This is a genomic window from Burkholderia sp. 9777_1386 (assembly GCF_015712265.1).
Taxonomy (GTDB): domain Bacteria; phylum Pseudomonadota; class Gammaproteobacteria; order Burkholderiales; family Burkholderiaceae; genus Burkholderia; species Burkholderia cenocepacia.
In genome coordinates, this window is sequence record NZ_JACCQB010000064.1 from 25,099 (window position 1) to 36,440 (window position 11,342).

Below are 11,342 nucleotides of genomic sequence, written 5' to 3' on the forward strand. Positions count from 1 at the left end.
GGCATCCGGCAATGACGATGCGTGAGCACCCATGCCGTTCGTACTCGACGGCACGCCGCTGGCAGCGGCAACGGACAGTTCCGTGCCCGCTCACTTGCCGATACAAAACCTGCTGAAAATCACCCCCAGCAGATCATCCGACGTGAACTCCCCGGTAATCGCATTGAGCTGCTCCTGCGCGAGCCGCAGCTCTTCGGCAAACAGATCGAGCGACTGCGCACGCTGCTCCGCATGATCCGCCGCCTGCGCGAGATGTTCCTGCGCGGCCCGCAGCGCGATCAGATGCCGCTCGCGCGCGAGATACACACCCTCGGCCCCCGCCTGCCACCCTGCGATCCGCAGCAGCTCCGCGCGCAGCATGTCGATCCCGTCGCCGCGTTTCGCCGACAGATGCACCTCGGTCAGATCGCCTTCCGCCGCCGGATGCTCGACGCATGCCGGCACGCCGGTCAGGTCCGTCTTGTTCAGCACGCGCACCACCGGCACGCCGGCCGGAAACCGCGCGGCGATCGTTTCGTCGTCCGCCGTCATCCCCGTGCGCGAATCGAGCAGATGCAGCACGACGTCCGCGCGCTCGATCTCGCTCCACGTGCGCGCAATGCCGATCCGTTCGACTTCGTCCTCCGTCTCGCGCAACCCGGCCGTATCGATGATGTGCAGCGGAATCCCTTCGACCTGGATCGTCTGCGCCACCTTGTCGCGCGTCGTGCCGGCAATCGGCGTGACGATCGCCAGCTCGGCGCCCGCCAGCGCATTCAGCAGCGATGACTTGCCGACGTTCGGCTGCCCCGCGAGCACGACCGACAGCCCTTCACGCAACAACGCGCCCTGACGCGCATCGCCGAGCACGTGCGCGAGTTGCGCGCGGATCTTCGCGAGCTTGCCGCGCGCGTCGGCCGCTTCGAGGAAGTCGATTTCCTCCTCCGGAAAATCGAGCGTCGCCTCGACCAGCATCCGCAGCGTGATCACGTCGTCGACGAGCGTGTGGATCTGCCGCGAGAACGCGCCGTCGAGCGAACGTCCGGCCGAGCGCGCCGCGGCCTCGGTGCTCGCCTCGATCAGGTCGGCGACGGCCTCGGCCTGCGCGAGGTCGAGCTTGTCGTTCAGGAACGCGCGCCGCGTGAATTCGCCCGGTTCCGCGAGCCGTAGCCCGAAGCCGCGCCCCGCATCCAGGCAGCGCTGCAGCAGCAGCTGCATCACGATCGGCCCGCCATGCCCCTGCAGCTCGAGCACGTGCTCGCCGGTGTACGAATGCGGCGCCGGGAAATACAGCGCGATCCCACGGTCGAGCGGCGCGCCGTGCGCGTCGAGAAACGGCACGTAGCTCGCATGACGCGGCGCGAGCTTCTGCCCGCACAACGCGTCGATCAGCGGCAGCGCGGCCGCCTCGCCGCCACGCCCGAACGACACGCGGACGACCCCGATGCCGCCCCGGCCGGCAGCGGTGGCAATGGCGACGATCGGATCGGAATCGGTAGCGAGCATGGGAATCGGAGAAATCGGGTAATCAGCGAGTCAATGGTGCGCCCGCGCAACAGTTCGGGCACCGGAACGCCGGCATTGTAGCGTGCCGGCTCACACGCCACCGGCCGCGCCGCCGGATTCGGACACGCCCGAATTTATCCCGCCGGGGATAAGCCGAGTATCAGTTCGGCGTCATGACACACCGGCCATTTCGGACGAGTATGCGTGCCGGAGGGGCTTGGCACTACGTCCCTCAATTTCATTCCCCATCCTGATCAAGGGTGAGATTCGTCCGAACGAGATACGTTTATCCCATATGGTTGTCTGGGACGCGGCGATGGAATTGCACAATCTCCCCATGCCGACATCCGAAGAAAAAGCCGCGTTCTCGGAACGCCTGAAATTCGCCCTGCGGCGCAGCCCGGAGAAGGTCACGGGCGCGACGGAACTGGCGAACCGATTCAATCTGCGTCATCGCGGAACGCACCCCGTTTCGCCGCAAACCGCGCACAAATGGCTGACGGGCCGCACGATCCCGACGTCGGACAAACTCGAAACGCTCGCCGAATGGTTGCGCGTCGAAGTGCACTGGCTGCATTACGGGCCGTCGCCGAGCGTAATCGAACATCCGACGCCGCAACCGCTGCCGCGCGACGAACGTTATCCGCCGACACCCGAGACGATCGAACTCGCATCGAAGATCGAGGCCTTGTCGCCGCATCAGCGCTACCTCGTGCAGGAACTGGTCGAGCAGTTCTACGGCGATCCGAAACTCGAAGCGAAGAAAGCCTGAACGGCAGCAGCCGCACGCGCCGCCGGCGTCGTCGCCGCGAAACAAAAAAGCCGCATGGTCACGAACCATGCGGCTTTTTTTGCGAGCATCGCGGACGGCGGGCCGCCCGCGGCTGCAACGCGCGTCAGGCCGGCTTCTTCTTGACGCCGCCGAGCTTGCGCGTGATGTAGTACTGCTGCGCGATCGACAGCACGTTGTTCACGACGTAGTACAGCACGAGGCCAGCCGGGAAGAAGAAGAACATCACCGAGAACGCGATCGGCATGAACTTCATCATCTTCGCCTGGACCGGGTCCGGCGGCGTCGGGTTCAGGCTCGTCTGCACGAACATCGACACTGCCATCAGCACCGGCAGGATGAAGAACGGATCGCGTTGCGACAGGTCGTGAATCCACAGAATCCACGGTGCGCCGCGCATTTCCACCGACGCGAGCAGCACCCAGTACAGCGAGATGAACACCGGGATCTGGATCACGACCGGCAGGCAGCCGCCGAACGGATTGACCTTCTCGGTCTTGTACAGCTCCATCAGCGCGGCGTTCATCTTCTGCGGATCGCTCTTGAAGCGTTCGCGCAGCGCCTGCATGCGCGGCGTGATTTCCTTCATGCGCGCCATCGACTTGTAACTCGCGGCCGACAGCGGGAAGAACACGGCCTTGATCAGCACCGTCAACAGCACGATCGCCCAGCCCCAGTTGCCGACATAGCCGTGGATCTTCTCGAGCAGCCAGAACAGCGGCTTCGCGATGATCGTCACCCAGCCGTAGTCCTTCACGAGCTCCAGGCCCGGCGCGATGCCTTCCAGCATGCGCTCTTCTTCCGGACCGGCGAACAGGCGCGCCTGCACGTCGGCCGACTGGCCCGGTGCGATCGCGGCGACCGGCTGCTTCACGCCGACGCGGTACAGCGCCGGATCGATCTTTTCAGCGTAGATGTCGCGCTTCGCGCCCTGCTGCGGAATCCAGGCCGACGCGAAGTAGTGCTGCACCATCGCGACCCAGCCGTTGTCCGCAGACTTCTCGAAGTTCGCCTTGTTCTTGTCGAGGTCGCTGAAGTCGATCTTCTGGAAGTGCTTCGCGTCCGTGTAGACCGCCGGCCCGAGGAACGTGTGCGAGAACATCGGCGTTTCGACGGCCGTGTTGTCGCGCACCAGTTCCATGTAGACCGTCGGCGTGACGGGCGCCGTGCCGACGTTGTCGATCTTGGTGTCGACGCCGATCACGTAGCTGCCGCGCGTGAACGTGTAGGTCTTCACGACCTTCACGCCGCCCTTCACCGGCGATTCGAACGACAGCTTCAGCGTGTTCTGGTCGCCCGTCAGCGACGTCGAGCCGGGGTTCAGCTGCGTGTAGACGTCGTTGTGGTTCGGGAAATCGCCGCCAAGCAGGCCCGTGCGTGCGAGGTACGTGTGGCCGGCCGTGTGGTCGAACAGCGTGATGTACAGGTCGGGCTGCTTGCCGTCGCCCTGCTTCTTCAGCGTCAGCTTCGCGAGCGTGCCGCCGCGCGTGTCGATTTCGCCGTCGTACACGTCGGTCGAGAACTTCACGAGCTGCGCCTGCGCGGCCGGGGCCGTCGTCGACGGTGCGGCGCCGGCTGCGGCGGCAGGCACGTCACCTGCGGTCGTTGTCGCGCCCGTGCCCGATGCGCCGCCGGCAGCGGCCGGGGCCGTGTGCGTGGCGCTCGGGAAGAACATCGACGGGCGTCCATGGTCCCGCTGCCAGTTGTCGTACAGCATGACAGCTGACATGAAGAAGATCACCCATAGGACGGTGCGTTTGATATCCATGCGTTGTCTCAGAGTCGATGGGACCGCGCGTCGGCTTCGCCGCGAGCGCGAGTGTCGGAGTTGGGCGGCGGGACGAGGTCGATGCCGCCCGCGGAAAACGGGTGGCATCGGCACACGCGCCTGACGGCGAGATACGTGCCGCGCGCGGCGCCATGATACTGGATTGCCTCGCGCGCGTAATCCGAACAGGAAGGATAAAAACGGCACCGGTTGCCGAGCATCGGGCTCACGGCAACCTTGTAGAAGCGCAGCAAGGCGATCAATACCGTTTTCATACCTTGGGCGGCGCCGTACGACGCCGCGTCAAAACCGGCCGGGCGGGCGCGAACGCCGCATCGGGCACGGATGCGTCACTCGGACGCGGGCTTCGACGCACGGCGGGCGATTTCCCGGACTGCCCTGTCGAGCAGTTCGCGGATCTCGGCCGCGCACATCGCCGCGAGCGGGGCGGAAGCCGCGCTCGGCAGCGCTTTCTTGTCGAAGCGCGTGTGCTGCCGCAGCAGCAGGTCGTAACCGGCGAATTCGGCGCGGCGCAGGCGAAACTGATCGCGCGCCAGCCGCTTCACGAGGTTACGGGTGACCGCTCGCGGCGCATACTTCTTGCCGATGACGAGCCCCAGGCGTGCGGGCTGACCGGTCGGCTTGCCGTAAATCACGAAGTGCGCGGAGCGCCGCCAGGGGCGCAAACGAAAAACGGATGAAAATTCATCCGTTTTCAGAAGTCGCGCAGCTTTCGGGAAGGCGGCTTTCGTCTGCGACGGATTCGCACCCGGCTCGACGGCACCTTCCGCAGGACTGCGGACGGCGGACACAGCGCGCAACCTGCCTTAGATGGCGAGGCGCTTGCGGCCCTTCGCGCGGCGAGCGTTGATGACCTTGCGGCCACCTGCCGTCTTCATGCGGACACGGAAGCCATGGGTGCGCTTGCGGCGCGTCACGGACGGTTGGTAAGTACGTTTCATGATGTTCTCACTTGTTCGAGAATGTCGAAATTCAGGGGACCGCGTGCCCTTAACCGGAGGCATTCGGGCGAACGCAATCGCCGGGAATACAGGATTGGTTTTCGCGGAACCCGCTATTTAAACCGTTTTTCTCTTGACGGTCAATACTTTACGAGTCGTCCGCCTGTGCCGGCCCGCGCCGATCCGGCCCCGCGACCCACACAACCGGCCTGTGGATAAGTCCCGCTGTGGCCGCGTTTGGCGTTAGAATCTCGCCTTATCTCCAAGAATCCCGCACGCCGCTTCGGCTCGCGCCTGCCCCTCCAACACTGTGACGCAGGCGTCCGAGGCACGCTCGCACGACCGCTTCGGGCCTTGTTGCGCAACCGCGACAAGGGCGCCGGCGAGCCGCGCTGTGCACGCAAAAAACGACAGTTACTTGATGAACGATTTCTGGCAACACTGTTCCGCACTGCTGGAGCGCGAGCTGACGCCCCAGCAGTACGTGACGTGGATCAAACCCTTGGCGCCGGTGGCCTTCGATGCGTCGGCGAACACGCTGTCCATCGCCGCGCCGAACCGCTTCAAGCTGGACTGGGTCAAGAGCCAGTTTTCGGGCCGGATCGCCGATCTGGCCCGCGAATTCTGGAACACGCCGATCGAAGTCCAGTTCGTCCTCGATCCGAAGGCCGGCATGCGCAGCGCCCCCGCGGGTGCCGCACCGGCCGCCCCGCGTGCACCGCTGGCGCCGAGCGGCCCCGCCGCGACGGTCGCCGCGATCGCCGCCAACCTGACCGCGAATGCTTCCGCTGCGCCCGCCGCGCCGGCCGACGTGCCGATGACGCCGTCGGCGGCCGCCGCGCACCACCTGAACGCCGACGACGCCGACATCGACCTGCCGAGCCTGCCCGCGCACGAAGCGGCGGCCGGCCGCCGCACGTGGCGTCCGGGCCCGGGCGCCGCGCCCGCGAACGGCGGCGAAGCCGATTCGATGTACGAACGTTCGAAGCTGAACCCGGTGCTCACGTTCGACAACTTCGTGACCGGTAAAGCCAACCAGCTCGCGCGCGCCGCCGCGATCCAGGTCGCGGACAACCCCGGCATCTCGTACAACCCGCTGTTCCTGTACGGCGGCGTGGGCCTCGGCAAGACCCACCTGATCCACGCGATCGGCAACCAGCTGCTGCTCGACAAGGCCGGCGCGCGGATCCGCTACATCCACGCCGAGCAATACGTGTCCGACGTGGTGAAGGCGTACCAGCGCAAGGCGTTCGACGACTTCAAGCGCTACTACCACTCGCTCGACCTGCTGCTGATCGACGATATCCAGTTCTTCTCCGGCAAGTCGCGCACGCAAGAGGAATTCTTCTACGCGTTCGAGGCGCTCGTCGCGAACAAGGCGCAGGTGATCATCACCAGCGACACGTATCCGAAGGAGATTTCGGGCATCGACGATCGCCTGATCTCGCGCTTCGACTCGGGCCTCACCGTCGCGATCGAGCCGCCCGAGCTGGAAATGCGCGTCGCGATCCTGATGCGCAAGGCGCAGTCGGAAGGCGTGAACCTGTCGGAAGACGTCGCGTTCTTCGTCGCGAAGCACCTGCGTTCGAACGTTCGCGAGCTCGAAGGCGCGCTGCGCAAGATCCTCGCGTATTCGAAGTTCCACGGCCGCGAGATCTCGATCGAGCTGACCAAGGAAGCGCTGAAGGATCTGCTGACCGTGCAGAACCGGCAGATTTCGGTCGAGAACATCCAGAAGACCGTCGCCGACTTCTACAACATCAAGGTCGCGGACATGTACTCGAAGAAGCGCCCCGCGAACATCGCGCGGCCGCGGCAGATTGCGATGTACCTGGCGAAGGAACTCACGCAGAAGAGCCTGCCGGAAATCGGCGAGCTGTTCGGCGGGCGCGATCACACCACCGTGCTGCACGCGGTGCGCAAGATCGCCGACGAGCGCAGCAAGGACGCGCAGCTCAACCACGAGCTGCACGTGCTGGAACAGACGCTGAAGGGCTGAGCGCGCGCGCCGCGCTTGATAATTCGGCCTCCGCCCCAATTTAAGGGGGGCGGTTCGGTTTTGAGGCACAATACTGGTTTGACCGCCCCGGTGGTGGCGGGCCAAGAGCCCGGCCGGCGGGGCGCTGCGAGGCTGCTGCGCTGCAGGCCGTTACTCAACGAAGGAACTCTATGCAACTGGTCAAGACCGAACGAGACACCCTCCTCAGGCCGCTGCAAACGGTCAGCGGCATCGTCGAACGCCGCCATACGTTGCCGATCCTCGCCAACCTGCTGATCACCAAGAACGGCCCGGACGTTTCATTCCTGTCGACCGACCTGGAGCTGCAGATCACCACGCGCGCCGATTTCGGCGTCGGCGGCGACCAGATCGCGACCACCGTCGCGGCCCGCAAGCTGCTCGACATCCTGCGCGCGATGCCTGACGGCCAGGTCACGCTGTCGCTCGCCGACAAGCGCCTCACCGTTCAATCGGGCAAGAGCCGCTTCGCGCTGCAGACGCTGGCGGCCGACGAGTTCCCGACCGTCGCGCAGGCGAAGGATTTCGGCGCCACGCTCACTGTCCCGCAGAAGTCGTTCCGCCAGCTGCTCGGCATGGTGCACTTCGCGATGGCGCAGCAGGACATCCGCTACTACCTGAACGGCATGCTGCTCGTCGTCGACGGCGACCAGCTGATGGCCGTGGCCACCGACGGCCACCGCCTCGCGTTCTCGTCGATGAAGCTCGAAGGCGGCACGTTCGGCCGCCAGGAAGTCATCGTGCCGCGCAAGACGATTCTCGAGCTGCAGCGCCTGCTCGAAGACATCGACGACACCGTCACCATCGACATCGCGCAGACCCAGGCCAAGTTCACGTTCGGCCAGGTCGAGCTCGTGTCGAAACTCGTCGAGGGCAAGTTCCCCGACTTCCAGCGCGTGATCCCGAAGGCGCACAAGAACACGTTCGAGATCGGCCGCGAAGAACTGCAGCGTTCGCTGCAGCGCGCGGCGATCCTGACCTCGGACAAGTTCAAGGGCGTGCGCTGCATCATCGCGCCGGGCCAGTTGAAGATCATGTCGACCAACGCCGATCAGGAAGAGGCGCAGGAAGAACTCGAAATCGCCTACCAGGGCGATACCGTCGACATCGGCTTCAACGTCACGTATCTGCTCGACGTGCTCGCGAACCTGAAGGTCGACACCGTGCAGGTGAGCCTCGGCGACGCCAGCTCGAGCGCGCTGATCACCGTGCCCGAGAACGATGAGTTCAAGTATGTCGTGATGCCGATGCGCATCTGACGCGCTCGACATCGCGACACACACCAGGGGGCGGCAAGCCCCTTTGGCGTTTTTATGGCGAACTGACAACCCGTCCCTTTGGTGCCTTTTCGGCACCTGGGGCGGGCCAGGAAACTGGAGCGGCCCGGCGATTTCTCGCTGAAACGCACCGCGCCGCCACGAGAGTGGCCCCGCAGAACCGGAAGATATCCATGAGTGAACAGCACAATTCGCAACCCGATAACAGCAGCTACGGCGCCTCGTCGATCCAGATCCTCGAAGGTCTGGAAGCGGTGCGCAAGCGCCCCGGGATGTACATCGGCGACACGTCGGACGGCACCGGTCTGCACCACCTCGTGTTCGAGGTGCTCGACAACTCGATCGACGAAGCGTTGGCCGGGTACTGCAACGACATCCACGTGACGATTCACGCCGACAACTCGATTTCCGTGACCGACAACGGCCGCGGGATTCCGACCGACGTGAAGATGAACGACAAGCACGAGCCGAAGCGCAGCGCCGCCGAGATCGTGATGACCGAGCTGCACGCCGGCGGCAAGTTCGACCAGAACAGCTACAAGGTGTCGGGCGGCCTGCACGGCGTGGGCGTGTCGTGCGTGAACGCGCTGTCGAGCTGGCTGCGCCTCACCGTGCGCCGCGACGGCAAGAAGCGTTTCATGGAGTTCCACCGCGGCGTCGCGCAGGATCGCGTGATCGAGGTCGTGGACGGCGTGGAAGTGTCGCCGATGCTCGTGACCGGCGACACCGAGAACCGCGGCACCGAAGTGCACTTCATGGCCGACCCGACCATTTTCGGCACGGTCGAGTATCACTACGACATCCTCGCGAAGCGGATGCGCGAGCTTTCGTTCCTGAACAACGGCGTGCGGATTCGCCTCACCGACCTGCGCTCGGGCAAGGAAGACGATTTCGCGTTCGCCGGCGGGGTGAAGGGCTTCGTCGAGTTCATCAACAAGACGAAGAGCACGCTGCACCCGACGGTGTTCTTCGCCAACGGCGAGAAGGACGGCGTGGGCGTCGAAGTCGCGATGCAGTGGAACGACAGCTACAACGAAAACGTGCTGTGCTTCACGAACAACATTCCGCAGCGCGACGGCGGCACGCACCTGACCGGCCTGCGGGCCGCGATGACGCGCGTCATCAACAAGTACATCACCGACAACGAAATCGCGAAGAAGGCGAAGGTCGAGACGACCGGCGACGACATGCGCGAAGGGCTGTCGTGCGTGCTGTCCGTGAAGGTGCCGGAGCCGAAGTTCAGCTCGCAGACGAAGGACAAGCTGGTTTCGTCGGAAGTGCGCGCGCCGGTTGAGGAAGTTGTGGCGAAGGCGCTGGAAGAGTTCCTGCTCGAAACGCCGATCGACGCGAAGATCATCTGCGGGAAGATTGTCGAGGCCGCGCGGGCGCGGGATGCTGCGCGGAAGGCGCGTGAGATGACGCGCCGCAAGGGCGTGCTCGACGGCGTCGGCCTGCCGGGCAAGCTCGCGGACTGCCAGGAGAAAGACCCGGCGAAGTGCGAAATCTACATCGTCGAGGGTGACTCGGCTGGTGGGTCGGCCAAGCAAGGGCGTGATCGCAAGTTCCAGGCGATCCTGCCGCTGCGCGGCAAAGTGCTGAACGTCGAGAAGGCCCGCTACGACAAGCTGCTGTCGTCGGAGCAGATCGTCACGCTCGTGACCGCGCTTGGGTGCGGGATCGGCAAGGAAGACTACAACCTCGAGAAGCTCCGCTATCACCGCATCATCATCATGACCGACGCGGACGTGGACGGTGCGCACATCCGGACGCTGCTGCTCACGTTCCTGTATCGCCAGATGCCGGACATGATCGAGCGCGGGTACGTGTATATCGCGCAGCCGCCGCTTTACAAGATCAAGGCGGGCAAGGACGAACGGTATCTGAAGGACGACGTGGAGCTCAACGCGCATATGCTGCGGTTGGCGCTGCAAGGGTCGGAGCTGGTGCCGGGTGAGAATGCGGCTGCGATTTCTGGGGATGCGCTTGGGGAGCTGGCACGGTCGTATCTGCTGTCGCAGAGCGTGATCGAGCGGTTGAGCCGGTTGTATGACCCGGCGGCGCTGGAAGCCGTTATGGACGGCGTGGTGATCGATCTTTCCAATGAGGAGTCGACCGAGGCTTCGGCGAAGGCGCTGCATGCGGCGTTGCATGATGAAGCGCTGAAGAACGAAGTGCGTGTCGTGCCTTCGTATGACGCGGTTCGCGAACAGCGGGCGCTGCATGTCGAACGCACGCATCACGGCAACGTGCGGGTCTCGGTCATCGACCAGGAATTCCAGCACACGGCGGATTATCAGCAGCTCGTGACCACAGCCAATACGTTCAAGGGGCTTATTGGGGAAGGCGCGGTCATCAAGCGCGGTGAGCGCAGCATGGCCGTGGCGGACTTCAAGAGCGCGATGAAGTGGCTGCTGGCGGATGCTGAACGCAACGTGTCGAAGCAACGCTATAAGGGGCTCGGCGAGATGAACCCCGAGCAGCTGTGGGAAACGACGATGGATCCGGCAGTGCGGCGTCTGCTGCGTGTGCAGATCGAAGACGCGATTGCTGCGGATGGGATCTTTACTACCCTCATGGGGGATGATGTCGAGCCGCGGCGGGCGTTTATTGAGTCGAATGCGTTGCGGGCGGGGAATATTGACGTTTGAGTGTTCCCAGACGCATAGGGCGCCAGAGTAAGCGCGACTGAGCGACAAAGTTGGTGCAATTAGCCTACCTGTCAAACATCATGTCTTACCTCTGAAGGCGCCAAACTGCGGAATCATAATCCGCACGTCCGGAGTTCGAGTCCCTGATTCGCCACCCAGAATGTCAAAGGGGTTAGCGCAAGCTAATCCCTTTTCCATTTCAGGCTTGTGGTGTATTTGTGCCGTGCCCCAGCTGCTGCGCCGTTTCCCACATTAGATAGGCTCAGCGTGACCTGCCCCCTTCAATAGAGCCAATGGGCTTCTAGCAAAGTCCCTTTAAACCAGCTCCTGGAAGAAAGCGGCAGGAGTATCCGCGGTTGCCCGATGTTTCGCCGCAAACTCTGACGGCGCAAGGT

At 64.3% G+C, this 11,342-nt stretch carries 9 protein-coding genes; 4 read left to right on the top strand and 5 right to left on the bottom strand.

Annotation, left to right across the window (positions count from 1 at the left end; genetic code table 11):
- Nucleotides 1-90 precede the first annotated feature (90 nt).
- Nucleotides 91-1,485: a tRNA uridine-5-carboxymethylaminomethyl(34) synthesis GTPase MnmE gene (gene mnmE, locus H0X91_RS30585; protein ID WP_059721165.1), complete on the bottom strand. Its 1,395-nt coding sequence runs from the start codon at nucleotides 1,483-1,485 to the stop codon at nucleotides 91-93.
- A 337-nt stretch (nucleotides 1,486-1,822) separates the two neighbouring features.
- On the opposite strand from mnmE, the gene H0X91_RS30590 reads away from it, so the two are divergent.
- The gene (locus tag H0X91_RS30590; protein ID WP_006489946.1) at nucleotides 1,823-2,257 is read left to right on the top strand and encodes a transcriptional regulator; all 435 of its coding nucleotides are present in this window, start codon (nucleotides 1,823-1,825) and stop codon (nucleotides 2,255-2,257) included.
- 124 nt (nucleotides 2,258-2,381) lie between these two features.
- On the opposite strand, the gene yidC is transcribed toward H0X91_RS30590, so the two are convergent.
- The 4 genes from yidC to rpmH form a co-directional block, all read right to left on the bottom strand.
- Nucleotides 2,382-4,043: a membrane protein insertase YidC gene (gene yidC, locus H0X91_RS30595; protein ID WP_012329458.1), complete on the bottom strand. Its 1,662-nt coding sequence runs from the start codon at nucleotides 4,041-4,043 to the stop codon at nucleotides 2,382-2,384.
- An 8-nt stretch (nucleotides 4,044-4,051) separates the two neighbouring features.
- Complete coding sequence (gene yidD, locus H0X91_RS30600) at nucleotides 4,052-4,318, bottom strand: membrane protein insertion efficiency factor YidD (RefSeq protein ID WP_006489939.1); 267 nt, start codon at nucleotides 4,316-4,318, stop codon at nucleotides 4,052-4,054.
- A gap of 75 nt (nucleotides 4,319-4,393) precedes the next feature.
- Nucleotides 4,394-4,855, bottom strand: a complete 462-nt coding sequence (gene rnpA / locus H0X91_RS30605) for a ribonuclease P protein component (protein ID WP_006489941.1) — start codon at nucleotides 4,853-4,855, stop codon at nucleotides 4,394-4,396.
- 15 nt (nucleotides 4,856-4,870) lie between these two features.
- Nucleotides 4,871-5,005: a 50S ribosomal protein L34 gene (gene rpmH, locus H0X91_RS30610; RefSeq protein ID WP_004198824.1), complete on the bottom strand. Its 135-nt coding sequence runs from the start codon at nucleotides 5,003-5,005 to the stop codon at nucleotides 4,871-4,873.
- A 421-nt stretch (nucleotides 5,006-5,426) separates the two neighbouring features.
- Between rpmH and dnaA the strand changes: the two genes are divergently transcribed.
- From dnaA to gyrB, 3 genes are all read left to right on the top strand, one after another.
- A complete protein-coding gene (dnaA, locus tag H0X91_RS30615; RefSeq protein WP_006498699.1) occupies nucleotides 5,427-7,004 on the top strand; it encodes a chromosomal replication initiator protein DnaA in 1,578 nt (525 codons plus the stop codon).
- Nucleotides 7,005-7,174: 170 nt separating this feature from the next.
- Nucleotides 7,175-8,281, top strand: coding sequence for a DNA polymerase III subunit beta (gene dnaN / locus H0X91_RS30620; protein ID WP_006490996.1), 1,107 nt, complete (start codon nucleotides 7,175-7,177; stop codon nucleotides 8,279-8,281).
- Nucleotides 8,282-8,472: 191 nt separating this feature from the next.
- Nucleotides 8,473-10,947 (top strand): DNA topoisomerase (ATP-hydrolyzing) subunit B, encoded by a 2,475-nt coding sequence (gene gyrB, locus H0X91_RS30625; RefSeq protein ID WP_111442809.1) that lies wholly within the window; start codon nucleotides 8,473-8,475, stop codon nucleotides 10,945-10,947.
- Nucleotides 10,948-11,342: the final 395 nt, after the last annotated feature.

What these genes read in the sequence shown, in the direction of transcription:
- mnmE (WP_059721165.1), bottom strand. Translation starts at nt 1,485, where the DNA reads ATGCTCGCTACCGATTCCGATCCGATCGTCGCCATTGCCACCGCTGCC.
- H0X91_RS30590 (WP_006489946.1), top strand. Translation starts at nt 1,823, where the DNA reads ATGCCGACATCCGAAGAAAAAGCCGCGTTCTCGGAACGCCTGAAATTC.
- yidC (WP_012329458.1), bottom strand. Translation starts at nt 4,043, where the DNA reads ATGGATATCAAACGCACCGTCCTATGGGTGATCTTCTTCATGTCAGCT.
- yidD (WP_006489939.1), bottom strand. Translation starts at nt 4,318, where the DNA reads ATGAAAACGGTATTGATCGCCTTGCTGCGCTTCTACAAGGTTGCCGTG.
- rpmH (WP_004198824.1), bottom strand. Translation starts at nt 5,005, where the DNA reads ATGAAACGTACTTACCAACCGTCCGTGACGCGCCGCAAGCGCACCCAT.
- dnaA (WP_006498699.1), top strand. Translation starts at nt 5,427, where the DNA reads ATGAACGATTTCTGGCAACACTGTTCCGCACTGCTGGAGCGCGAGCTG.
- dnaN (WP_006490996.1), top strand. Translation starts at nt 7,175, where the DNA reads ATGCAACTGGTCAAGACCGAACGAGACACCCTCCTCAGGCCGCTGCAA.
- gyrB (WP_111442809.1), top strand. Translation starts at nt 8,473, where the DNA reads ATGAGTGAACAGCACAATTCGCAACCCGATAACAGCAGCTACGGCGCC.